This window comes from Mycetocola sp. Y791, assembly GCF_059445325.1.
The window spans coordinates 445,090-468,186 of sequence record NZ_JCAIUC010000002.1 but is presented as its reverse complement, the minus strand read 5'-3'; the positions used below and the strand labels follow the sequence as shown (position 1 = coordinate 468,186).

The 23,097-nt window shown below is 66.2% G+C and carries 27 protein-coding genes; 14 read left to right on the top strand and 13 right to left on the bottom strand.

Going from position 1 to position 23,097, the window contains the following annotated elements; genetic code table 11:
- Positions 1–126 precede the first annotated feature (126 nt).
- Positions 127–984 carry a LysR substrate-binding domain-containing protein gene (locus AC1C2N_RS07100; RefSeq protein WP_495433442.1) on the top strand — a complete coding sequence of 286 codons (858 nt, stop codon included), beginning with the start codon at positions 127–129 and terminating at the stop codon, positions 982–984.
- A gap of 108 nt (positions 985–1,092) precedes the next feature.
- On the opposite strand, the gene AC1C2N_RS07095 is transcribed toward AC1C2N_RS07100, so the two are convergent.
- Positions 1,093–2,049 carry a GlxA family transcriptional regulator gene (locus AC1C2N_RS07095; protein WP_495433441.1) on the bottom strand — a complete coding sequence of 319 codons (957 nt, stop codon included), beginning with the start codon at positions 2,047–2,049 and terminating at the stop codon, positions 1,093–1,095.
- Positions 2,050–2,237: 188 nt separating this feature from the next.
- On the opposite strand from AC1C2N_RS07095, the gene AC1C2N_RS07090 reads away from it, so the two are divergent.
- Positions 2,238–2,900 carry a DJ-1/PfpI family protein gene (locus AC1C2N_RS07090; RefSeq protein WP_495433440.1) on the top strand — a complete coding sequence of 221 codons (663 nt, stop codon included), beginning with the start codon at positions 2,238–2,240 and terminating at the stop codon, positions 2,898–2,900.
- 36 nt (positions 2,901–2,936) lie between these two features.
- Positions 2,937–3,257 carry a hypothetical protein gene (locus AC1C2N_RS07085; protein WP_495433439.1) on the top strand — a complete coding sequence of 107 codons (321 nt, stop codon included), beginning with the start codon at positions 2,937–2,939 and terminating at the stop codon, positions 3,255–3,257.
- A gap of 164 nt (positions 3,258–3,421) precedes the next feature.
- Here AC1C2N_RS07085 and AC1C2N_RS07080 read toward each other — a convergent pair whose 3' ends face one another.
- Together AC1C2N_RS07080 and AC1C2N_RS07075 are read right to left on the bottom strand one after the other, a co-directional pair.
- Positions 3,422–5,116, bottom strand: a complete 1,695-nt coding sequence (locus AC1C2N_RS07080; RefSeq protein ID WP_495433438.1) for a BCCT family transporter — start codon at positions 5,114–5,116, stop codon at positions 3,422–3,424.
- 204 nt (positions 5,117–5,320) lie between these two features.
- Positions 5,321–5,794, bottom strand: a complete 474-nt coding sequence (locus AC1C2N_RS07075) for a hypothetical protein (RefSeq protein WP_495433437.1) — start codon at positions 5,792–5,794, stop codon at positions 5,321–5,323.
- Between the two features lie 233 nt (positions 5,795–6,027).
- Between AC1C2N_RS07075 and AC1C2N_RS07070 the strand changes: the two genes are divergently transcribed.
- The 5 genes from AC1C2N_RS07070 to AC1C2N_RS07050 all read left to right on the top strand — a co-directional run bounded on the left by AC1C2N_RS07070 (position 6,028) and on the right by AC1C2N_RS07050 (position 9,148).
- Positions 6,028–7,260 carry a sensor histidine kinase gene (locus AC1C2N_RS07070; RefSeq protein ID WP_495433436.1) on the top strand — a complete coding sequence of 411 codons (1,233 nt, stop codon included), beginning with the start codon at positions 6,028–6,030 and terminating at the stop codon, positions 7,258–7,260.
- Complete coding sequence (locus AC1C2N_RS07065) at positions 7,257–7,886, top strand: response regulator transcription factor (protein WP_495433435.1); 630 nt, start codon at positions 7,257–7,259, stop codon at positions 7,884–7,886. Before AC1C2N_RS07070 ends, AC1C2N_RS07065 begins: the two co-directional genes overlap by 4 nt.
- A gap of 116 nt (positions 7,887–8,002) precedes the next feature.
- The gene (locus AC1C2N_RS07060; RefSeq protein ID WP_495433434.1) at positions 8,003–8,179 is read left to right on the top strand and encodes a hypothetical protein; all 177 of its coding nucleotides are present in this window, start codon (positions 8,003–8,005) and stop codon (positions 8,177–8,179) included.
- Positions 8,180–8,278: 99 nt separating this feature from the next.
- Positions 8,279–8,569 (top strand): 2TM domain-containing protein, encoded by a 291-nt coding sequence (locus AC1C2N_RS07055; protein ID WP_483406285.1) that lies wholly within the window; start codon positions 8,279–8,281, stop codon positions 8,567–8,569.
- A 144-nt stretch (positions 8,570–8,713) separates the two neighbouring features.
- Entirely contained in the window at positions 8,714–9,148 is a 435-nt protein-coding gene (locus AC1C2N_RS07050; protein ID WP_495433433.1) for a hypothetical protein, read from the top strand.
- Positions 9,149–9,169: 21 nt separating this feature from the next.
- On the opposite strand, the gene AC1C2N_RS07045 is transcribed toward AC1C2N_RS07050, so the two are convergent.
- Positions 9,170–9,814 carry a LuxR C-terminal-related transcriptional regulator gene (locus AC1C2N_RS07045; RefSeq protein WP_495433432.1) on the bottom strand — a complete coding sequence of 215 codons (645 nt, stop codon included), beginning with the start codon at positions 9,812–9,814 and terminating at the stop codon, positions 9,170–9,172.
- The gene (locus AC1C2N_RS07040; RefSeq protein WP_495433431.1) at positions 9,802–11,760 is read right to left on the bottom strand and encodes a sensor histidine kinase; all 1,959 of its coding nucleotides are present in this window, start codon (positions 11,758–11,760) and stop codon (positions 9,802–9,804) included. Before AC1C2N_RS07040 ends, AC1C2N_RS07045 begins: the two co-directional genes overlap by 13 nt.
- A 183-nt stretch (positions 11,761–11,943) precedes the next feature.
- Here AC1C2N_RS07040 and AC1C2N_RS07035 point away from each other — a divergent pair, with 183 nt between their 5' ends.
- Positions 11,944–12,681, top strand: coding sequence for a DUF4386 family protein (locus tag AC1C2N_RS07035; RefSeq protein ID WP_483406289.1), 738 nt, complete (start codon positions 11,944–11,946; stop codon positions 12,679–12,681).
- Between the two features lie 104 nt (positions 12,682–12,785).
- Here AC1C2N_RS07035 and AC1C2N_RS07030 read toward each other — a convergent pair whose 3' ends face one another.
- Entirely contained in the window at positions 12,786–13,700 is a 915-nt protein-coding gene (locus tag AC1C2N_RS07030) for a hypothetical protein (RefSeq protein ID WP_495433430.1), read from the bottom strand.
- A 200-nt stretch (positions 13,701–13,900) separates the two neighbouring features.
- Between AC1C2N_RS07030 and AC1C2N_RS07025 the strand changes: the two genes are divergently transcribed.
- Both AC1C2N_RS07025 and AC1C2N_RS07020 read left to right on the top strand, forming a co-directional pair.
- Positions 13,901–14,260 (top strand): hypothetical protein, encoded by a 360-nt coding sequence (locus AC1C2N_RS07025; protein WP_483406291.1) that lies wholly within the window; start codon positions 13,901–13,903, stop codon positions 14,258–14,260.
- 3 nt (positions 14,261–14,263) lie between these two features.
- Positions 14,264–14,584 carry a DUF7882 family protein gene (locus AC1C2N_RS07020; protein ID WP_495433429.1) on the top strand — a complete coding sequence of 107 codons (321 nt, stop codon included), beginning with the start codon at positions 14,264–14,266 and terminating at the stop codon, positions 14,582–14,584.
- Positions 14,585–14,629: 45 nt separating this feature from the next.
- On the opposite strand, the gene AC1C2N_RS07015 is transcribed toward AC1C2N_RS07020, so the two are convergent.
- The 4 genes from AC1C2N_RS07015 to AC1C2N_RS07000 all read right to left on the bottom strand — a co-directional run bounded on the left by AC1C2N_RS07015 (position 14,630) and on the right by AC1C2N_RS07000 (position 16,910).
- Complete coding sequence (locus AC1C2N_RS07015) at positions 14,630–14,905, bottom strand: hypothetical protein (protein ID WP_495433428.1); 276 nt, start codon at positions 14,903–14,905, stop codon at positions 14,630–14,632.
- A 306-nt stretch (positions 14,906–15,211) separates the two neighbouring features.
- A complete protein-coding gene (locus AC1C2N_RS07010) occupies positions 15,212–15,715 on the bottom strand; it encodes a tetratricopeptide repeat protein (RefSeq protein WP_483406294.1) in 504 nt (167 codons plus the stop codon).
- An 83-nt stretch (positions 15,716–15,798) separates the two neighbouring features.
- On the bottom strand, positions 15,799–16,230 hold the full coding sequence (locus AC1C2N_RS07005) for an ASCH domain-containing protein (protein WP_483406295.1): 432 nt from the start codon (positions 16,228–16,230) through the stop codon (positions 15,799–15,801).
- Between the two features lie 125 nt (positions 16,231–16,355).
- Positions 16,356–16,910: a GNAT family N-acetyltransferase gene (locus AC1C2N_RS07000; protein WP_495433737.1), complete on the bottom strand. Its 555-nt coding sequence runs from the start codon at positions 16,908–16,910 to the stop codon at positions 16,356–16,358.
- Between the two features lie 88 nt (positions 16,911–16,998).
- Here AC1C2N_RS07000 and AC1C2N_RS06995 point away from each other — a divergent pair, with 88 nt between their 5' ends.
- Entirely contained in the window at positions 16,999–17,499 is a 501-nt protein-coding gene (locus AC1C2N_RS06995; RefSeq protein ID WP_495433427.1) for a GNAT family N-acetyltransferase, read from the top strand.
- 20 nt (positions 17,500–17,519) lie between these two features.
- On the opposite strand, the gene AC1C2N_RS06990 is transcribed toward AC1C2N_RS06995, so the two are convergent.
- From AC1C2N_RS06990 to AC1C2N_RS06980, 3 genes are all read right to left on the bottom strand, one after another.
- Positions 17,520–17,798 (bottom strand): hypothetical protein, encoded by a 279-nt coding sequence (locus AC1C2N_RS06990; protein WP_495433426.1) that lies wholly within the window; start codon positions 17,796–17,798, stop codon positions 17,520–17,522.
- A gap of 103 nt (positions 17,799–17,901) precedes the next feature.
- The gene (locus AC1C2N_RS06985; RefSeq protein WP_495433425.1) at positions 17,902–18,777 is read right to left on the bottom strand and encodes an SMP-30/gluconolactonase/LRE family protein; all 876 of its coding nucleotides are present in this window, start codon (positions 18,775–18,777) and stop codon (positions 17,902–17,904) included.
- A 252-nt stretch (positions 18,778–19,029) separates the two neighbouring features.
- Positions 19,030–19,767 carry a FadR/GntR family transcriptional regulator gene (locus AC1C2N_RS06980; protein ID WP_483406299.1) on the bottom strand — a complete coding sequence of 246 codons (738 nt, stop codon included), beginning with the start codon at positions 19,765–19,767 and terminating at the stop codon, positions 19,030–19,032.
- 155 nt (positions 19,768–19,922) lie between these two features.
- On the opposite strand from AC1C2N_RS06980, the gene AC1C2N_RS06975 reads away from it, so the two are divergent.
- Both AC1C2N_RS06975 and AC1C2N_RS06970 read left to right on the top strand, forming a co-directional pair.
- A complete protein-coding gene (locus tag AC1C2N_RS06975) occupies positions 19,923–21,290 on the top strand; it encodes an MFS transporter (RefSeq protein WP_495433424.1) in 1,368 nt (455 codons plus the stop codon).
- Between the two features lie 76 nt (positions 21,291–21,366).
- Positions 21,367–23,094 (top strand): dihydroxyacetone kinase family protein, encoded by a 1,728-nt coding sequence (locus AC1C2N_RS06970; protein ID WP_495433423.1) that lies wholly within the window; start codon positions 21,367–21,369, stop codon positions 23,092–23,094.
- The last annotated feature ends 3 nt before the right edge of the window (positions 23,095–23,097 follow it).

The window sequence follows — 23,097 nt, the reverse complement described above, 5'->3', positions numbered from 1 at the left end:
GGAAGATCTCCTGAAACGTTGAAAGAGCGGATGCCTCGATTAACAGTAGGGGCGGCATCCGTATTCGGACCCTCAATAGATAGAATTATGGTCATTGGTGTTCTCAATGGCTGAGACTGGAGTGGCATGTACGACCCGGTATTGCTCAAGACATTTCTCGTGGTCGCCGAGACCCACAGCTTCACCAATGCGGCGCTTCGACTCGGAATCAGCCAGCCCACCGTGAGCCAGCAGATGAGCAAGCTGGAGAAGGCGGCGGGGCGGATGCTCATCGTGCGGGATACGCGCGAGGTGCGGTTGACGGACAACGGCGACGCGATGGCCGGTTTCGCCCGGACGATCCTCGCCGCGCATGCCGCAGCGGAGAGCTACTTCAATGGGTCGGCGATGAAGGGACGGCTGCGCTTCGGTGCAGCTGACGACCTCGCGATCACGCAGCTGCCGAGCATGCTGAGGCACTTCCGGCAGCTGTATCCGGAGATCAATCTTGAGTTGACCGTCAACCAGAGCGCACCGCTGCGCCGCCGGCTCGAACAGGGTCACCTCGACCTCATCTTCGTCAAGCAGAGCGCGGGCGAGGCGACGGCGAGCACCCGGGTCGCGAAAGACACCCTGGTCTGGATGGCACAGGACACCCTGACGATCGCGGAGGGCAATCCCGTGCCACTCATCGCGTACCAGGCGCCGAGCCTCAGCCGGCAAATCGCGATCGACGCGCTTGAGTCCGCCGGTCGCACCTGGCGCATCACGTGCAATACCCGTGACGTCAATGGGATGCTCGCGGCGGTGCGGGCCGGGATCGGGGTCGCGGCGTTCCCCCACTCGCTCATCCCGTCCGACCTGGTGAAGGTGAGCAACCGGTTCAGCCTGCCCGAACTCGTCGACGTCGACTACGTGCTGATGGCGAACCCGTCGGCCGCGCGCGAGCCGGTGCAGGCCCTCATGTCGGCGATCATGAGCCGAGGGGTGCGGCGGGAGGCGTAGTGCGCGCGCTCGCGCACTGAACGTGGCGACAGCATCCGTTCTCGCACGCTTTCGCCCCGAGATCACTCGTGCCGGACGATCTCGGCCGCAGCGTGCGCCGCCGTGCGGTCAGCCCGCCGCCAGCGCGGCCCCGGTGAACGTGGAGCGGTAGCTCTGCGGCGTGACGCCGACAAGCCGACGAAAGTGGGACCGGAAATTGCTGGGACTGGCGAACCCGACACGACGGGCGATCTGCTCAACACCGTGGTCGGCCGTCTCCAGCAGTTCCTGCGCGTGGCGCACGCGAACCCCGGCCACCCACTCCATCGGGCTTTGCCCCGTCTCGGAGTGGAAGCGCCGGTTGAGGGTCCGAACGCTCGTGTGAGCCGCCGCCGCGAGGTCGGCCAGGACCAATTCTCGATGCGCGTTCTTCTCAATCCACACCAACACGTCCTCGAGCGTCGCGGTCGCATACCCCGGTGTGTTCCTCACGATGAACTGTGCCTGCCCTCCAGTGCGATGCAGCGGAGCAACCGCGAGTCGAGAGGCATCCGCCGCGACCGCCACGCCGAAGTCCCGTTGGATCAGGTGAAGGCAGAGGTCGAGGCCAGCGGCGGCTCCCGCCGAGGTCAGCACCGCCCCTTCGTCGACGTAGAGCACGTCTCGGTCGACCTGCACCGCGGGATATCGCTCGGCCAGCAGGTCAGCGGCGAGCCAGTGCGTCGTCGCGCGGCGGCCGTCCAACAGGCCGGCCTCGGCGAGCGTGAACGCTCCGACGCAGATCGACGCGACGCGTGTGCCATCCTCCGCCGCCGTCCGTAGAGCCTCAAGGATGGGGGCGGATGCCGGAGCGTCAGCTCGGTTCCGCCCCGGGACGATGATGGTGTCGGCCTGGCGCAGCTCGCCGAGCCCCGAGCCCGCAGAAATTTTCATCGGTCCCGCGTCGACCGTCGGTTCTGCGCCGCAGACGATAACGCGATAGGCGGGCCTGCCATCGGGCATCCTCGCGCGCCCAAAGACTTCGACGGCGGTGGCCAGATCGAATGCGATGACATCGGTCAAGGCGAGAACCGCAACGGTGTGCATAAGGTCATGGTAGCCCCGCTCCGCCGCCCGTGTTCGGGCGACTGTCGCCGATCTGCGCCGAAGGACCGGTGTGGCCAGATTCAGTCGAAACGCGGCAGCACGGCCACTGGCACTGTCTCGACCCACACGGGACGATGAGTGAACGCAGGCGCACTTCCCCGCCTGCGCCAGCCTGCAAGGAGCCGTTTTTGCCACTGTCAGCCCAGATCCTCCTCTTCGACGGCTTCGATCCCTTCGACGTCATCGCTCCGTTCGAGATGCTCGCCGCGGGCAGTGATGCTCTCGGCGGCGAGCTTTCGGTCGAGCTCGTCTCAGCGGAAGGGCCGGGGACCGTCGTGTCCGGAACGCGGGGACTCACGCTCACGGCAACCGCACGGTTGGACCCACGGGCGCGGGGCTACGTGATCGTTCCGGGAGCATCCGGTCCGGTCCAAGGTGACCCGGATGCCGGCGCGGAAACAATCCCGGTTCTGCTCGCCCGCCTTGCGAACGGCCCAGCTGCGCCCATGCTCAGAGACGCCATCGACAACCCTGAAATCACCATGGTCGCGGTCTGTGGCGGTGCGCTCGGCCTCGCCATGGCCGGCCTCATTGAGGGCAGAAACGCAGCCACCCACACGCTCGGCGTGGACGTACTCGACGCGACCGGCGTGAACGCGATCCGCGCACGCGTTGTCGACGACGGCGACCTCGTGACATCCGGGGGTGTGACGTCGGGACTTGACCTCGCCCTGCACCTGCTCGATCGGGATTTCGGCCCGGCTGTTGCTCGCGCCGTCGAGGATCTTTTCGAATACGAACGACGTGGCGTCGTCTGGCGCGCGGGCGGTCGCATCCCCGTCGCATATTGACCCTGATCTACCGACAACGACCAAGAGAGAGAACACATGAACACCCTTCCCGGCATCTGGGACCTGAGCTTGAAAACTCCCATCGGCACCCTCGCCGCCGAGTACCGCTTCACCTCACGCGACGGCATCCTCGAAGGCACCGCGACCGGCGCTGGCGAAACCGTGCCCCTGAATGACATCGTCCTCGAGGCAGCCGACGGCGAGACCGCGCGAGTGACCTGGCGGCAGAGGGTGACCAAGCCGATGCGGTTGAACCTCGAGTTCGACGTCACGGTTCAGGACGAAAGCATGACCGGCTACTCGCGTGCGGGGCGCCTGCCGCGCACCAGCGTCTCGGGTCACAAGCGCGCCGAGTAGCAGGACGACCGTGGGCCGAGCTGCGACTCACGCGCCGACGGCATCCGTTTCGGTCGAATCACGGGCACACGTTCACCGAAAGCATCCGTTCCCGCCGAACGCATCAGTTGCGCCGAATGCTCTCGACCGGAACGGATGCTCTCGCGAGCGTTCAGAGGACGCCGCTAGAACACCTGGGTCGGCGGACGGTCCGAGCTCGACGGTTTCCTCCGCCGTTTGAAGATGGACCTCCGCCCCGCGGGGACGGCCGGTTCGAGATCCTCGGCATCGAGCCCGTAGTACGTGCCGATCCGATCGAGGAACGCCGACCGCCGCGCCTTCTCCCACGCCTTGTACTCACGGTTGAACGCGATCGCCGTCGCCCAGCAGATGAGCAGCATGATCACGCTGAACGGCAGGGCGATGATGATCGCCGCGGTCTTCAGCGCCTCCAACCCGCCAGCGAGAAGCAGCGCCGTGGCGAGAACCGACGTGATCACGGCGAAGAACGCGCGGATCCACCGCTTCGGCTCGACCTCGCCGCCACTCGCGATCATGCTCATGACGAGCGCACCGGAGTCCGCCGACGTGACAAAGAACACGGCGATGAGGATGATCCCGCCAACGGTGAGCACCGAGCCCGCCGGCAGCTGGTCGAACATCGCGAACAGTGCGCCCTCGACGTTGACAACGCCGTCGGCACCGATGAGCCCACCCGGTCCGTTGAGCTCGGAGTACAGTGCCGTGCCGCCGAGCACGCTGAACCAGAGGAAGGTCACCAGGGTCGGCACGAGCAGCACGCCCGTGACGAACTGTCGCACCGTGCGGCCACGCGAAATTCGGGCGATGAAGACGCCAACGAAGGGTGCCCAGGAGATCCACCAGCCCCAGTAGAACGTGGTCCACGCCGCCTGCCACGCCTCCCCTTCCGCACCGGCGAACGCGCCGACATTGAACGACAGACCGATGAAGTTCTGCAGATAGGTGCCGATCGACTGCACGAAGTCGCGCAGCAGGAACTGCGTCGGTCCGACGATGAGAATGAACAGCACGATGATGCCCGCGAGCACGAGGTTGATGTTCGACAACCACTTCATGCCCTTCGACACCCCGGACAGCACAGAGAAAAGCACAGCACCCGTGATGAGAACGATGAGGACGATATTAACGAAATCGGATGCCGCGATGATCCCGGCGCTTTCCAGCCCGGCGCTGATCTGAACGACACCGAGCCCGAGCGAGGTGGCAACACCGAACAGCGTGCCGACCAGGGCGACGATGTCGATGAGGTTGCCCCAGACGCCGCGCACCCGCTTGCCGAGCAGCGGTTCGAGCGCCCAGCGAATCGACACCGGCCTCCCACGCCGGTGGATCGAGTAGGCGAGTGCGACCCCAATCACGACGTAGATCGACCAGGCGTGAACACCCCAGTGGAGATAGGTCTGCGACAGCGCCGCCTGCGCGAGCTGGCTGGGCGTACCCTCGACCCCCGGGCGCGGGTCGGCGAAGTGACTGAGCGGCTCGCCAACCCCATAAAACACGAGCCCGATGCCCATCCCCGCGGCGAAGAGCAACGAGAACCACGACCCGAGCGAGAACTCGGGCTCGTCGTCTTCCTTGCCGAGCTTGATATCGCCGTACCTGCTGAACCCGATCCACAGGCTGAAGATCACGAAGAAGGCCGCGATCAGCACGTAGTACCAGTTGAAGTTACTGACGATGCTGGCCTGGATGTTCGCGAACAGAACCTCTGCGGCCTCCGGCAGGAAGATGGCGAACGCGGCGAAGACGATCACGATAACCGCGGCGGGCCAGAACACCCATCGCGCGACTCCAGGGGATTTCGTCGCGGCGGGTGAGCGGTTCGGATCGGCTGACATGCGGCAGAGAATACGTCTGTCGCTGTGGCGCCTATAGAGAGGAAAGACTCCCCTCGCCGTTACTCTCGCGGCAGCAGAGCTGCTCCCCGGTGATCGCGCTGTTACGACAGAAACGGTCGCAGTTCACGAGGAACTGCGACCGTTCCTGGCCGAGCAGAGCGGATGCCGCGTCAGTGGTCGAGCGGACGGCGAACGGATGCCGCGTCAGCGCAGGAACGTGACGCCGAGCGTCGCGAGCACTCCGAACGCGACGCCCCAGAGCACGATCGAGATGACCTGCCAGAAGATGACGGCGTTCTTCGATGCCCCGAATGACACCATCGCTGCGGAGGTGATCTGGCTGGGCAGGAGCGTCTGGCCAAGGAGGCTCACCCCGGCCACACCGTACTTGTCGAAGCGCTCGCGCAGCTTCGCGCGGCGGGGCGTTTCGGGCTTGGCGGGCTTGCCGTTCCGAACCTTGGACCGAACCCCGTGGGCGCTGAGTACGAAAACCAGCATGGACAGGATATTGCCGACGATCGCGGCGGCAATGGCGATAACAGGAGGGATGCCCGCAAGCACACCGATGACCGCTCCGAAGTAGGACTCAACGAACGGAATCGCTGCCGCGAGGATCACACCCACCCACTGCAGTACGTCGGGGAGGGTGGAGGTGAAGTCGCGCAGTGCGTCAATCATGAGGTGCCTTTCGTCGAAGCCGTGAAGCCGTGGTGCTGTGATGCGGAGCCACTCGCGACCGCCGGGCGGTCCGCCAGTCGAGGTGATGAGACCATCCTTCCGGCGCAACATCAGGGCGGTAAGTGTCGCCGCGTCACAGCATCCGGGGCGGTTTCACACCCGCGACCGTGACAAATGTCACTGCTCTACGCTGAGAGCATGTTTCCCCAGACCTCGCCAGAACGCGCATTGTCGTGACCGCTCAGCGCAGCGCCGCAACAGGGACACCCGACGAGCCACAGCGCGAACAACCGGCACGCAGCGTCCAGACGACGTGGACCTATACGCTCTCGTCGATCATCTTCTTCTTCGTCGTTCTCGATGCCATCCTGCTGATCATCGCGGGGGCCAATTATGCGCAGTCGCGCAGCACGCTTGACGCCATCCTTCTCGCTCTGCTCATCGTTTCGGCGGCGGTGCAGGTGCGGTACTGCTGGTTCCTCCGCGTCGGGCGCGGGGGCGGGCTGCCGCGGGTCGGCTGGACGCTCGCTCTCTTCATTCCGCCAGCACTCGCCTGGGTGCTGGGCCTGTTCACTCCCGCTGCAGGGCTCTTCGCGGCGTTCCCGCTGTGGATGGCGGTCAACGCGGTCGCTCCCCTGCTGCCGGTCACGTCGAGGCGGGCTGTGCTTCTCGCCGGGGCTGTGGTGACGGTGCTGCACCCCATCCTCGCCACGATGCTGGGGCATCCGTTCGATACCACCGGCATGTCAGGATCGGGGCTCCTGTACTTCTATGGCGTCCTGCTGCCGCTCATGGTTCTCTCCAGCCTCTGGTGGTGGGAGATCGTTGTGACGCTCGATCGGCACCGTTCGGCCGCGGCCGAACTCGCCGTGGCCAAGGAGCGCCTGCGGTTCGCCTCCGACCTGCACGACATCCAGGGCCACCACTTGCAGGTGATCGCGCTCAAGTCGGAGCTCGCCGAGCGCCTGCTCGCGGTCGACCCCGAGGCCGCGCGCGAGCACGTGCACGAGACGCGGATGATCGCGAAGCAGGCGCTTGAGGAGACCCGCTCGCTCGTCGCCGGTTACCGTGAGGTCGACCTCGCCGCCGAACTCGAGAACGCGCGCGAAGTGCTCACCGCTGCGGGTGCCGACTGCGCACTGCAGGTCGACGCGCTGCCCGCCGACGCCGAGGTGCGACGGGTGCTCGCGCTTGTCGTGCGCGAGGCGACCACGAACATCCTGCGCCACAGTGCAGCGACGCGGGCGTCCATCCGCCTGGCGACGACGGCCGAGAGCGTGGCCCTGGAGATCGAGAACAACGAGGCGGCTTCCCCAACGGATGCCACGGGGCGGGCAGACAGCAGCGGTCTGGTCGGGCTTCGTGACCGGGTGTCTGCTCTGAACGGGTGGCTGGAGACCGACGTCGATGGCGACCGGTTCGCGTTGCGGGTCGTTGTGCCAGCGCGGATGGGCGTGAACGCATGACCGACCCTCAAAACGGGCCCCGTGTCATCCGTCTGCTGATCGCCGATGACGAGCACCTCATTCGCGGCGCGCTGAGCGCCCTGCTGAATCTCGAGCCGGACATCGAGGTTGTTGCAAGCGTTGACAACGGGGTGGCGGCCGTCGAGAGAGCGCTCGAGACGAAGCCGGACGTCTGCCTGCTCGACCTCGAGATGCCGCAGGCCGATGGAATCGAGGCGGCCGCGCGCATCCTCTCGACGGTGGCGACGAAGGTCGTGATCGTGACTCGGCACGCCCGGCCCGGAGTGTTGCGGCGGGCGCTCGCGGCGCGAGTGTCGGGATTCGTGCCGAAGTCGACGCCCGCGGAGGAGCTTGCCGATGTCATCCGCGATGTGGTCGCAGGCAAGCGCTACATCGACCCGGAGATCGCCGCGACGGCGCTGACGGCCGAGCGCTGCCCGCTCACCGATCGCGAGCTCGACGCGCTGCGGTTCTCGCGGTCGACGATGAGCGTGCAGGAGATCGCGGATCGGCTGCACCTCGCGCCCGGCACCGTACGCAACTACCTGTCGGCGGCGATGACAAAGCTCGACGCCCGGTCGCGCCACGAGGCCGCGGAGATCGCCTGGCAGCAGGGCTGGATCTAGGGCGCTGGTCGCACGCTCCCTGGCGCTGCTCGGCCAAAACGGTCGCACCTTTCCGGAAACGACGACCGCTTCTGCCGAGCACGGCACGAGCAACCGTTTGTGACGGAGCAGAGCGGATGCGGCGCAGAGCGGACGCCCCGGCGGGCGGGCGGGCCGCTGCCCCCGTGCGCGAGAACATCAGTTGCGGTCGAGAACACCCCGCGCAACTGATGCGCTCGACCGAAACGGATGCTCTCGGGCGCGCCGAGGGGAGCGTGCGGTACCGGTTCGCCCTCGACATGGACCCGGCCTGAGCACAACCGGGAATGAAATGCCCACGTTAAGACTTGAGGCTTCATCATGATCCACCAACGAACCGGATCCGCCGGTCCACACAGATAGGAGAAATTGACATGAACGAAGACATCGACATCCGCCGACGTGCTCGCCGCAACATCGTCGCACGCAGGATATTCACCGCCATTGTCGCGATCTGGGTTATCGCATCGCTGGCGATGGTCCTCATCTGGACTCTGACCACACCTGACGGATACTTCTGGCCGATCTGGCCAATCCTCGGCTGGGCGGTCGCCGTGATCGTGGCGGCAATCGCTGTGTTCGGTGGGCGTTTGTTCGCCATCCGTGACGCCCGGGTGGAGTCGGAGATGGCGCGACTGTCCGGAACCCCGAACCGCCAGAGCTAGATGCCAGGTACCCGAGTCCCAGCGCCCACGTTCGGCCCTTCCGCCACCAATTGAATGGTCGGAGGGCCGAACAGCTCCTCGTCTGGGCGGCCGGGATGCCCCACTCGGTTGCCGGGTGCGGAAATCGCTGCCAGCATTACGGTCGTGTCCGCTCTCGCCCCGCACCCACCCAGAAGCCGCACGGTCGCCAGATGGGCAGTCGCGGCATCCGTTATCGGTCTCATCATTTTCGCCAGTTGGTTGTTCCTCCGGGACTCCCGCGTCGACCTTTTGCCTGAGGACTTTGTCGGTGCCGAGGACCAGCCACCCAGCATTGCGCTCCTCGCCGGCGCCTCGGATGTGACCGCAACGAGTTGCGATGCGGAGGTTCCCTGCGTTTCCGCCTGGGGCACCGCCGACATGGTGCTGATGAAGTTCGACACCCAGGACGACGCAGCAGCCGCCGCGCGAGCGCTCGGTTCAGCCGCCTATCGGTCGGACTGGCTCGTCGCCAGTTTCATTGGTGAGTCCGTTTCGGAGACTGAGCGCCGTCATGCGGCTGAGGTCCTCGATGGAACCTGGCAGGATCACGTCGACTGAACCGCGCGCCAGGCGCGAGAGTCACGTCTGGGCATCCAGATAGGCGATGACCGCGAGCACCCGCCGGTGGTGCTCCACCGTGCTCGTCACCTCCAGTTTGCCCAGGATGCCGTTGATGTGGCTTTCGACGGTGCGCTCGGTCAGGTGCAGGTGGCGCGCAATCCCGACGTTGCTATGGCCCTCTGCCATTTGGCTCAGCACCTCGCGCTCCCGCGGCGTCAGTGCGGAGAGTCGATCGTCAGCCTGACGCGAGGACACCAACCGGGCCACCACCTCGGGGTCAAGCGCGGTCCCGCCCTCAGCGACCCGGCGCAGCGCGTCGAGGAAACCGTCGAGGTCGAGCACCCGGTCTTTCAGGAGATAGCCGAACCGACCGGTCGCGATGAGTTCGAGCGAGTTACGCGTCTCGACGTGTTGCGACAGCAGCATGATCCCGATCTCAGGCCGCTCGCTCCGCAGCTGCCGGGCCGCACGCGCACCGTCATCGGTATGGTCAGGCGGCATCCGGATATCCAGAATGGCAACATCCGGCTCGTGGTGCAGCACCGCGCCAAGGGCGGATGGGGCGTCGGATGCCGTTGCAACGACATCGTTCCCCACATCACTGAGCAGTCTGGCGAGCCCCTCACGAAAGAGCAGCGAATCCTCCCCGATCACCAACCGCATGGCAGCTCCGCCTCGATGGTGGTGCCTGATCCCCGATCGCTCGTCAGGCGCAGGGAGCCTCCGAGCGCCTGAACCCTGTCCTGCAGGCCGACGAGTCCACCGCCGGGACGCAGCGTTGCGCCGCCGTGTCCATCGTCGCTCACGCGAATGGCGAGGGTTTCGCCAGATCGGGCTACGCGAAGACGGATCCGGGTCGCCCCTCCGTGTTTGACCGCATTGGCAACGCTCTCGCTGGCGACAAAATAAGCGGTGGTGCTGACGGCATCCGGAAGATCTCCGGTATCCAGTTCGAGGTCGACAGGAAGCGGCGCCGAGTTGGAGAGATGTGCCAGTGCCGCAGGGAGCCCATCGTCGAGGCTGCTGGGGCGGAGTCCGTGAGCGATCTGTCGGAGTTCAAGCACCGCCTGCCCGAGTTCGGCCACCGCCTCGTCGAGGGCGTCGTGCACGAGCTGGGAATCGACGGGCAGGTGGCGCTGGGTCAGTCGCAACGACATTCCGACCGCAACGAGTCGTTGCTGCGCACCGTCGTGGAGATCCCTCTCCAGCCTCTCGCGTTCCTCGTAACCGGCGCGAAGCAGTCTCGTCCGACTGGCGTCGACCTCGCGAAACGTCTGGGCCAGCTCGAGCCGGAGCCGGGACATCTCGGTGAGAACAGTGACCGCATCCGCGATCTCCCGGACCGGCAGCGCTTGCTTGTCTGACAGGACGAGGGCACCGATCGTCTGGCCCGCGAATGTAATCCGCGGGGCGTCGTCGCTCACCAGGAGCCGACCGCCGTCAGCGCCCACCATGACCTCGCTCCCCGGCAACAGATATCCCAGGCGGAAGTTCGGGTCGCCGAGGGCATCGCGCAACACACCCTCCAGCTCCTCGGGCACCGCATCCCCCGCGTAAACCCGCGCTTCCAGGTCGGAAATCGCGCGAAACGTGCCGTCGGCGATCGGGTACATCCACGCCCCGACGACGCGTTCGAGTGACGGGCGCAGACGGACGAGAAGCAGCACGGCCACGACGGTCACGGCAACCGCTGGCACCGGGGAGTTCACCGCGAACGTCTGGATGACCGGCAGGGTCAGGCCGAGAACGGCCGCGAGCGCCGCTGCGAGTAGAGCGAGTACGGTCCCGCGGACGAGCACCCGTTCGACGTCATAGTCATCCAACCGAAGCAGCGCGACGGTAACCGCCGCTGGCACGGCGAGGTAGATGATCAAGAGGCTCAGGGCGATGACGTTCACGCCGAGGGCGAGATAACAGACCCACGCGACGGCGAGCGCACCGGGCACGACCCAGCCGGCGAGCGCGAGCCACCGTAATTGGCGGCGGACCAGAGATGAACCCGCGCGAAATCGGCGAACCGCTGAGACCACACAACAGATCAGGAGAGCGAGAAAGAGGGGCAGGAGCGCGACACCCGCAATATCAGCACCGGGAACATCCCCAAACGGATGCTCGATGGCCGCGTACGGGGCGGCATACGGTCCCGGGGAAACAGCGGCCAACACCGAGAACACCACGGCAATCACGGGGAGCGCCACGGCGACGGCGCGGTCGAAGGCTGACCGGAATCGTCCATCGGGGAAAACGAGCAACAGCCAGCCCCACGGGATGAAGAACAGCATCCACACCCCCTGGGAGAGCGCGACGGTCGCGGTGTCGAGCGGCAGGTCGCCCGGCTGCTCGAGGGCGGCAGCGACATAGGCGTCGAACGCGGCAGAGGAGATCACGGCGACGCCGGGGAACATCAAAAGAACACCGATGCGAGCGAACTGGGCCCTCCGGGTGATGGCGAAACCGAGCACCAGGCAGGGCAGGCCGGCCACCAGGCCGAGGACGAACCACTGGGCAGAATCGGGGGTTGCGTGACGGGAGAGCCCGGCCACGCCGACCGCAACAGCGGCAACGGTGATGGCCACGGCTGCGAGAGATACGGCGCGGAGCCACGACACACGTTCAGCCTATGACCGCACTGGAGCCTGCGCATCGGTGCTGGCACGGATACCGATTCCGGTGCCAGCACTGTGGTGCGCCCGAGCGGCCGGTTCAAGAGTGGATGTGGGCCATCGGCCCGCCGAGCCCGGTGTCACGGGCTCGCCGCAGCGGACTCGGTCCGCCCGATTCAAGGAGTTGTCATGACCCGCACCACATCCCCGTCCGCGGCACCGAGTGACGTCGCCGTGAAGCCGCCGCGCGACCTCCGGCGTTTTTGGCGGACTACCATCGCGATACTTTTGCCGATCGGCCCGTTGGGAATCACCATCGGTCGCGCGACGATGCCGTACTGGACCGACCAGGACGGCGAGGCGATCATCACCAGCGTTCTGGAGCATCCGGACTCCATAGTCCTTGGCTCCTGGTTCGGACTCATCATGTTCCCGTCGATGCTGGTGGGAGTCCTCACCCTCGGCTATCTCGCCCGGAGAGCGGCTCCAGTGCTCGCGACAATCGGCACGATCGTCACGTTCCTCGCCTATGCCAACTGGGGAGCGGCGGGCAACGCTGACTTTATGACGGTCACATTGGGCGCCGCGGGCATCGACGCGGCCACCATCCTCCGTGTCAACGAGGTCATGCTCGCAGCCCCGTTGGCCACAGTGACCGGAATCAGCTGGATTTTCGGCCACATCGTTGGCACCGTCCTGCTCGCGATCGCCGTCGGCAAGGCAAGGGTCGTCAATCGCTGGGTGGCCATCGGCCTCGCCCTGTCGCAGCCGATCCATTTCGTCGCTGCAGTGATCGTGCCCAACCGTCTGCTCGACGTGACCCTGGGGTGGGGCCTTACGACGGTGTGCTTCGCACTGGTCTCTGTCGCCATCCTCCGCATGTCGAACGACGAGTGGGATGTTGCTCCGCTGCGTCCGGTGCGCTGACGGAACTCAGCGGCCCCGCGCCCGCCACCATCGCGGTGGCGGGCGCGGTCTGCCGCCGAGCCGCTCGGCCTCACTGGCTTCTCGACGAGGCAATCTGACCGCTCTCACTGCGGGCGATTGATCCCGTCGCCATCCCAGGTCAGGTCGGCGTCGGTGCGGATCGGCAACACCTCGAGTCCCGGCGTTCGCACGAGTTCCCGGATGAGCTCGTGGGTTCCGGCAACCAGTGTCGAGTCGAAGTCGATCTCGGTGGCGAGTACCCACGAGTGATCGTCGGGCCACAGGATGCTGGGCGATTGCGCCCACATGACCTCGCGTACCCACGGCGCTAGACCCGGCCACGCGGCATCCGCCAGGTCGTTCGCCCCGACCTCGAACAGCACGTAGTGTCGCCCGGTGTCACCGTGCAAATGAAATCGTGGCCCTGCCGCAACCTCGCGCCCCAGCAGTCCGGAGCCCGGTCCCGATTCGGCGTCCGGCCGGACGCGCGGCCCGTCGCTCCCCACCAGCGTGAGGGTAGCAAAGCCGTCCGAGCTTACGAGGCCACCCCAGCCCTCCCAGATCGCGGCGATACCGCCATCCGGTGTCGTTGTGTGCCGAGCGAGAACCGCGGATGCCGTTGCGACCGACCCAGCATCGAGGCGGCCCTGGCTGGTGGAGCCATAGCGCCAGCCGTCGGGGCTTACGACGCCGTCGATACTGTCGGAGTCGCGGCGCACGAGGCGAGCGTATTGCGCTTCAGCGTGCATGGTTGTGCCGAAGGACTCGGCCGCCTGCGCCCAGGTCGCGCGCTCGGTCTCGAGCGACGCCGCGATGTCGGCGACGCAGGTCGGCTCGGTGACGCCCAGCCACGTCTCCGTGGCACGCGGTCGATCACGCTCGACGGGATGGAACACGCGCGCGTACGCCTCAAACCCGCGCGGGACGATCGACAGGATGCTGCCAAAACGCTCAACCTCCATCGAACGAAGCCATTCGCCCCGCGAGACATCGGCCACCCACTCGAATCGCTCTTCCATGCGCCCCATCCTCGCCCATGGGGGAGCCACGCTCGGCCACAAATGGTCGCTGTTCCTGAGGAATCCCGACCATTTTCGGCCGGACAGGGCGCGAACAACCGTTTGCGGTCAAGCAGAGCGGATGCCGCAGGGCTGAGCGGCAGCATCCGCCCCGCTCGTGCGGTTTTCCGACGGCGCATGCATGGCGTATGGTCGGACGCATGAAGCGCATCACACACAGTGGCGGGTCTTTCGTCACGGGCAATGCCATCACGGCGGCGCTTCTCGAGTACACGACAACGGTGGCAGACGCAGAACACAGCGTCACCGTCGATATCACTGTCCTCGAAAAACACGGCGAGACCTCCGTCCACACCCTCCTGCTCAGCAAGGCCAGTCAGTTCGACGTCGCCGACGTGGGCGGCATCACCGCCGAGGAAGAAGCGCGACGCTTTCCCGTTCCCGAAATGCCGCAGGTCGGCATCAGAGGGACCGTGGAAGAAGAGGGCACCGGTGCCGGCCAGACCGCCGAAGACTTCAATCAGATCATGGACGAGCTCGACGCAGGGCTGGGACAGTAATTCATGGGCAAATTCATCTACGGAACCCCGTCGATCTCCGTCGAGTTCGACGATCGGGTGCTCGCGCACCTCAAGGTCGTCATTCTGTCGAAGGTGCGACGCGGTGAGAGCTTCACGTTCTCCTGGGACTACACAGTTGCCTCGGGCAGCGGACACAGCTCGATCTGGATCCACCCCACCATCCCGCTCCAGTTCGACTTCGTGGGGAGCCGGGAGCCTCAGCTCAATCGGGCCTGGGTGGAAGAACTCGTCAGGCTGGCTAACTCTCCGGCGGGCCTGCGGGTAGTCCCGGAGCCCGACGCACCCGCGACGGCAAAGCGGTAACCCGAGGCGCGCCCCAGGTCGACTCCGACGTGGCGGTTCGGCCGGTCAGAGCAGGTCGGCGATGTCCCAGGTGGAGTGATCCTCGAACGTCGCCCCGTGATCCGTGTCTGAATCGTCGTCAGGAACGTCGAGCGTGGCGAGCGTGACCGCGACGCCCGGGCTGATCAGGACGCTCACGCCAGCGTCTCCCACCATCGTCAGATCGACGAAGCGGCCGCCGGAGACCACCGCGCGTTCGACCTCGGCCTTCACCGCAGCCGCGTCGGTTCCCTGCGCAAGCACGTAGGAGTTCCCCTCGACCGTGAGGATCGTGCGGCGCATCGGAACCCCTTCCGGTTCGGGCATCGGCAGACGGCCCACGCTACCGCTGAAACCCCGAAACAGTAAGACGTTCCCCGTCATACAGACGAGTCGTACAGGCGCGCCGCCGGTCGCACCCGCGAGCGGGCCTTGCTCGGACGAAAACGGTCGCTCACGCCCAGCGGGCGTCGTGCGCGGACATAAACGGCTGCTGGTCTCGAGAAAGTCCAGCTCTTTGTGTCCGAGCAATGACCGAATAGCCATTTTAGGCCGAGCAGCGGATGCCGTCACGCGGCACCGTCGGGAAATTCGGCAGCAGCAGACCGCTCAGCGGGGAGCGTCGAGCGAGACGAGGTACTCGGCGTTCCCTCGAAGCGCGGCCTGGTACCTGTCGAGTTCCTCAGCGTGGACGTGCTCCGCAAGCAGGGTGAAGAGACTCCCGAGCGCCGTGTTCGCTTTCCCGGCCGCGTGCAGGGTCAGCGCCTCGAACGCGCCGAGCGAGACCGAGTCGGGGAACTCGCGGCGAGCGCGCGCAAAGAGTTCGATTGACTCGTCGAGTCGCCCGAGGTTCCTCAGCGTGCTGCCCTGCTGCAGGTAACACCGCCTGCGCACGTCGCCCTCGAGCCCCTCGGCCATCGCCCGCTCATAGAAACCCAGTGCCGTCGCTTCATCACCCGCGGTGTCGTACGCGCCGCCGACCTCATAGAGAACTCGTGGATCGTGCGGATGCTGTTCGTAGATCGGGAGCAACGCCGCAATCGTCGGCCCCATGTTGTCGCGATCGCGGGCGGCAAAAATACGCTCGAGTTCTGCTTCTGTCTTGCTATCCACGGTGCCGACTCCTCCACAACGACGTGCGCCGAAGATCGAAGCGCGCTCCTACGCTAGCGCTCCGGTACCCAGGGGCGGGCTACTCAGGCTCGGCCGGTGACGTGGAATCGCACCAGCACCGCTTCAGTGGCATCCGACACCGTGAACTCCGGGTCGCGCATCCACTCTCGGAATTCAGCGCCGTGCCAGAACTTCTCGTGGCCGGCACGCCAGTCGGCGACGGTCTCGAAGCCCTCGCCCTCGTCGATGGCGTGGGCGAGGTCGACCTCGCCCAGTGGCACGACGCGGACACCGGTGACCTCGGTGACGCAGACGGGATTCTCGGAGGAGTCGACGACAACGCGACGCTCGCCGATCACGGGCAGCTGCTCCTCCGACAGGTCGTAGTCGGCGACCAGCGACGTCGTGCTGGTCTTGCGTCCGTCGAGGATCGCGCCGACGAGAGCGTCCCGGAGCGGCCCGGGGAATGCGTACTCGTCGATGGGCAGAGTCGACAGGTCCTCACGAGAGATCATGCTGAAAGCCTATTACGGCCCTGCAACCGCATTGAGAACCATGACGAGAACACGGCGGCAGATGCTGCGTGCGGCTGATGCGGGCGGATGACTCGGGCACGGTGGCGACACCGTGACGGCACGCCCTACTGTCGGGCAGCCGCCAGCTCGTTGGCCGTCAGCGACCGATCCGCGAAAACGAGCCGCACCGCCAACGGGTCGGGGTTTCCCGCATCAGGTCCCCTGTCGACGAGTCGCAAGCCGAGTTTCTCAGCCACCGCTGACGAAGCGGCGTTCTCTTCGAGCAGATAGGCGATCACGGGGCGGTTGCCCTTGAGGCATGCGGCTCGCTCGAGCGCCCGGCGTCCAAGTTCGGTCGCCAGCCCTCGGCCCTGCGCCGCCGGGGCGAACCGATAACCCAGATTCCAGGCGACACCACCGAGCGAGGACGGGCCACCATATCCGACGATCGCGTCAGACCCATGTTCGCGGGCGATCCAGGTCCCGATGCCGTCGGCATCCCAGCCCCGCAGCCACCGCTCGAGGGTGGCCTTCGTCTGGGTGATGGCTGTGTTGCGAAGCGATGGGTAGTGCGCCCACACGCGCGGATCACTAAGAATCGCGTAGAGCCCAGGTGCGTCATCCGTCAGCGGGCGGCACAGACGGAGGCGATCCGTTGAGTCCTCGGGGATGCTGTGCATGGCCACGGGGTTACGCTAGCGCGTCGACGGTACCGTGCGACACCGCCCCACGCGACATTGCGCCTCGGGCGGCCGTTAGAGTCGCAGGATGCTTCCCGCTCCCACCGCCCGCTTGCGGTTCCGCCCCATGACCGACGCCGATCTCGACGCCATGGCCGCGCTGCTCGGTGACCCCGCCGTGATGCGCTTTTACCCGGCACCGAAGTCACGCTCCGAGGCCGCCGCCTGGATCGACTGGAACCAGCGGAACTACGCCGATCACGGTTACGGGCTCTGGATCATCGAGACCATCGACGGTGAGTTTGTGGGCGATTGCGGACTGACCTGGCAGGACGTGAACGGAGTGCCGAAACTCGAGGTCGGCTACCACGTGCGCTCCGCCCTTCACGGGCAGGGACTCGCGACTGAAGCCGCAGCGGCGTGCCGCGATTTCGCTCGCGAACACACCGACGCCGAGGAGCTGGTGGCGATCGTACACCCCGACAATTACGCGTCGAGTCATGTGGCCGAGAAAATCGGGATGCACCGGGTCGCTGACGACCACGGTGGGAACCTCGCGGTCCGCCACGTCCTCAGCATGCGCCTCTGACACAACCGAAGAGGGCCGACTCAGAACAGGTCGGCGATGTCCCAGTGAAGACTGTCGTCGAAAGGCTCGGCGAGCTCGCCGGTGTCGCGTTCGTCTTCCGCGACCTCACGGGTCGTGAAGTGAATAGCAACGCCAGGGCTGACCAGTACGCTGACCGCGACGTTGCCCACAACAGTGAGGTCGATGAACCTTCCCCCCGCGCGCACCGCTTCTTCAGCCGCCGCTTTGAGCGCCCCCAACTGCGCTCCCTGCGCGAGCACGTGCGAATGACCATCGATTGTGAGCGTTGTGCGTTGCATCAGCGTCCCTTCGGGTTTGGGCCTTTGCGATCCGCTCACCCTACCTCCGGAAACCCGAGATCGGTTAGGAAATTGACATGGCCGTAACGTAACGAAGGGTTTGCTAAACGACCGCCGGCGTCACGGTCGTGCGGATGCGGTACAGGCTCGTCGAGGCCGTGATGTAGAGCTCGGAGCCGTCCGGTCCACCAAAACACAGGTTCGATGCGACCTCGGGTACGGCGATATTCAACTCCAGTTCACCGTCCGACGAGAACACTTGAACGGCATCCGACGACGAAGTCCACACCCGACCACCGGCATCCACGCGGAATCCGTCAGGGGTCCCCGACGGATTCACGAAGACGCGCCCCTCTCCCGTCGCCACGTCATACACACGGATGTGCCGCACCGATTCTCCTCCGGTGTCGGCCACGTAAAGCCGCTTCTCGTCGGGCGAGAATGCGAGGCCATTCGGGTGCACCATGTCGGTGATCACCGGCGTCGCGACGCCCGTGGCGGGATCGAAGCGGAACACGAAGCATCCGCCGTACTCCTCGACACCCGGGTGCCCTTCGCGCCCGCTCTCCTGAATCCCGTAGGGCGGATCGGTGAACCAGATCGTTCCATCGGATGCCACCACAACGTCGTTCGGGGAGTTGAAGCGTCCACCTGCCCAGCGATCGACGAGCACCTCGACCTCGCCGTCGACCTCGCGCTCAACAGCACGACGGCCGTGGCTGCACTGAACGACGCGGCCCTCGCGGTCGAGGGTGCGGCCGTTGGTGTACTCGACGTCGTCGCGGTGCACGCGCGTTTCACCGGTGGCACGGTCGAACTCGAGGATGCGGTTGTTCGGGATGTCGCTGAACCGCACCGACTCGCTGCCCGGCAACCACAGCGGGCCCTCGAGCCATTCGCCGCCGGTCCAGAGCTTCTCGAGCTCACCCGCTATCAGGCCGGTCTCATCGGTTGGGGAGTTCTGTGGCGTCGTTGGCATGGCCCCAAGCTAGCAAGCTGGCGCTCGCGGTGCATCCGTTCTCTTGCGACGACACAAACGGCCGCTCGGCGGCATCCGCTCTCTTGCGACGACACAAACGGTCGCTCGGCGGCATCCGCTCTCTTGCGACGACAGAAACGGTCGCTTTTTCCGAGAATCAGCGACCATTTGTGGCCGAGCAACGCGCCATCGACCCTTTCTGGCCGAGCAACGCTCGCACGCGATCTGCGCGCTCGCCCGCGATAAGCCCGGTCATGGCGCCACGGTCTTTGCGAGCCGGTCACCCGCTGTGCTCATGTGCACGGCCATGGCGGATGCCGCGGCATCCGGATCGCGCGTCGCTATCGCCGCGTACACAGCGGCGTGCTCATCGATGGCGACCCGCGCCTGCTCGGGCTGCTGCACCGCGCGATCAACCCACACGCGCAACAGCGAGCGGATGCTCTGCAACAGGTCGAGCAGCACCATGTTGTCGATGCTCCGCGCGAGCTCGAGATGGAACTGCAGGTCCGCCTCGACAAAGCCACCGAGGTTGTCGACGTTCTTGCGCATGTCTTCCAGATGATCGGCGAGCCGACCGAGCGCTTCGTCTGAGATTCGGGATGCCGCCAGTCGCGCCGCGTAAATCTCCAACGCCCCGCGCACCTCGATGAGCTCCCTGGTCCGGGGCTCGTCGAGCATGAGGCCCCAGCTCAGGGTTTGCGGGAGCATCTCACTGGCCGTTCCGCGCAGATAGGTGCCAGATCCGGGGCGCACGTCGACGATCCCGAGCAGCTCGAGCGCGGCGAGGGCCTCGCGAACCGCGGAGCGACCGACACCGAGGCTGGTCGACAGCTGGCGCTCGGGCGGCAGGCGGGTGCCGGGCTCGATGTCGCCCCGAGTGAAGATCTCGAGCAGCCGCTTGGCGACCGCAGACACCGGCGTTCCCCCGCTCAGTGTGCCCATAGATGCCGCGATCTCAGCGGAGGAGTCATTCGGATAGGCCGGCATGGGTCAAAGCTAGCAAAACTGCCTCCACAATGGATCACCGGTTGACCGGTATTGGTCAACCGGTTGACAGAAAGCTCATTTCGCAGAATACTCATGGGAGCGAATGATGCGGCCCTGCCGCCGTCGCGCTCCCCCTTCCTCACCAAGGAGTCAACGTGGACACCACCACACGCAAACCCACGCCGCAAAGCGCCGTGGAAAAATCCGCCATTAAGAAGGTCGCCGTTCGGCTCGTCCCGTTCGTGGCGTTGATGTTCTTCATCAACTACCTCGACCGTACGGCCATCGGCTTCGCCGCCCCGAACGGCATGAACGAAGACCTCGGGCTCTCTGCAGCCCAGTTCGGTTTCGCCTCCGGCGTCTTCTTCATCGGCTACATCCTGCTCGAAGTTCCGTCGAACCTCGCCCTGCACCGCTTCGGCGCCCGCAAGTGGCTCGCACGCATCATGGTGAGCTGGGGAATCGTCGCCCTCCTCTTCACCTGGGTCGGCAGCTTTGAGCACCTCGCCATTCTGCGCTTCGCCCTCGGTGTCGCCGAAGCGGGATTCTTCCCCGGTGCCATCCTGTTCCTGAGCCTCTGGGTCCCGGCGGCCCACCGCTCCAAGATCCTCGCCCTCTTCTACCTGGCACAGCCGCTCACCACGGTCATCGGTGCTCCCCTCGCCGCGATCCTCATCGAGCAGGACGGCATCTTCGGCCTCGAAGGCTGGCGGTTCATGTTCGCGGGCGTCGCTATCCCCGCGATCATCATTGGATTCGTCGCCTGGTTCTACCTCAAGGACCGCCCGGCTGATGCGAAGTGGCTGACCAAGGAAGAGCAGGTCTGGCTCACCAACGCCCTCGAGTCCGAGCGCGCACACACCCAGAAGACTGGTGGACACGGACGCATCCGCGACGCGTTCAAGAGCGGCCGCGTCTGGGCGCTCTCGTTCATCTACTTCGGCTTCATCTACGGCCTCTACGCGCTCGGTTTCTTCCTGCCGACGATCATCGAGGGCTTCCAGGCACAGTTCGGCACCGAGTTCGATACGTTCCAGAAGGGGCTCATCACGGCAGTCCCGTATATCCCGGCAGCCATCGCACTGCATTTCTGGGCTCGGGATGCCACGAAGCGCGGCTTGAAGACGTGGCACATCGCGATTCCCGCGTTCGTCGGAGCACTGAGCATTCCGTTCGCGCTGTTTGCGGGATCTCCGTTCGCCACGATCGCCATCATCGCGATCACTGCCATGGCGATCTTCTCCGCCCTGCCCAACTTCTGGACCCTGCCGACGCAGTTCCTGACCGGTGCAGCAGCGGCAGCGGGCATCGCCCTGATCAACACCGTCGGAAACCTCGCGGGCTTCTCGGCGCCGTACATCACCGGTGCGGTCGCCGACCTGACCGGCAACTACGAGGTTCCCATGTTCATCGTCGGTGGCTTCATGGCCCTCTCCGGCGTGATCATGCTTCTGCTCTCGAGAGCACGCCGCACCACGCGTCCCGTCGTCGACGAGACCGACGCACAGGCGCTGGCGCAGTAACCAGGGCGGGGCGGTCGACTCCCCGACCGCCCTGCATCCCCTCCCCCACCCTCGAGCACTTCGGAGCACATTCCCCATGACTCGCCTCTTCAACGATCCTGCCGCGTTCGCCGACGAGATGATCGACGGTTTCGTCGCCGCGAACGCCGAGCAGGTGCGGCGCGTGCCCGGTGGCGTCATCCGGAGCACCGTGTCTGAGCCGGGCTCGGTCGCCGTCGTCACCGGCGGTGGCTCCGGCCACTACCCGGCGTTCGGCGGGCTCGTCGGCCAGGGCCTCGCCCACGGCGCCGCGCTCGGCAACCTCTTCGCCTCGCCGTCAGCCCAGCAGGTTCACTCGGTGGCCTCGGCCGCCGACCTCGGCGGAGGCATCCTGCTCAGCTACGGCAATTACGCGGGCGACGTGCTCCACTTCAGCCAGGCCCAGGAACGCCTGCGCGCGGCGGGAATCGACTGCCGCACCGTCGTCGTCACCGATGACATCGCGAGCGCGCCGGTGGGCGAGAAGCACAAACGCCGTGGCATCGCCGGCGACCTGACGGTGCTCAAGACCGCCGCTGCGGCATCCGAGGCCGGTTACTCACTCGATGACGTCGAGCGCATCACCGCCCACGCCAACGAACGAACCCGCTCCTTCGGCGTCGCGTTCACCGGCTGCACACTGCCAGGCGCGACGGCCCCGCTCTTCACCGTGCCCGAGGGCCGGATGGGCGTGGGAATCGGCATCCACGGCGAACCGGGGATCGGTGAAACCGACATCCCCACCGCCGCAGGCCTCGCCGAGCTCTTCGTATCCACACTGCTCACCGAGCTGCCCGACGGCATCGATTCAGCCGACGGCCAGCGCGTCGGCGTGATTCTCAACGGCCTCGGCTCGGTCAAATACGAGGAGCTCTTCGTGGTCTACCGCCGGGTCGCCGAGCTGCTTAGCGATGCGGGCATCACCGTCGTCGACCCTGAGGTCGGCGAACTCGTCACGAGCTTCGACATGGCCGGCGCGTCGCTCACCCTGTTCTGGCTCGACGACGAACTCGAAACATTCTGGCGCGCACCGGCGAATACCCCGGCCTACCGCAAGGGCACCGTCGCGGTGACCGAGCAGTCCGTTCTCGTCGACATCATCACTGAAATCGACGAGATTCCGGATGCTTCGCCCGCGTCGCGCGCGTCGGCCCGGTTCGCTGCCGCCGCATTGCAGGCCCTCGCCGACGTCATCGATGAGAACGTCGACGAACTCGGTCGCATCGATGCGGTCGCCGGCGACGGTGATCACGGCATCGGCATGCAGCGCGGGGCTCGCGCTGCGGCAGCGGCCGCGGCCGACCTGCGGGACGCGGGTGCCGGCATCCGCACCCTGCTCGAACGCTCCGGCGACGCGTGGGCCGATCGAGCCGGCGGAACCTCGGGGGCGCTGTGGGGTTTGTCGCTCCGTGCCATCGCCGGGCAGCTCGGTGACGATGCGGGCGCGACCGGCGCATCGATCGCCGCTGGCGTCGATGCCGCGAGCCGCGGCATCCGTGAATTCGGAAAAGCGGAGCTCGGTGACAAGACGATGGTCGACGCGATCGTGCCGTTCAGCGACACCCTCACACTCGAACTCGCCAACGGCGCCCCGTTCACCGCAGCCGTGTCGAGGGCTGCGGATGCCGCCACCGCCGCTGCCGCCGCCACCGCCGACCTGCTGCCCCGCATGGGCCGCGCTCGCCCGCACGCCGAGAAGAGCCTCGGCACACCGGATGCCGGCGCACACTCGTTCGCGCTCATCGCGCAGCGGCTGTCGCGCCTCATCGACACCCAACAGCACTAGGAA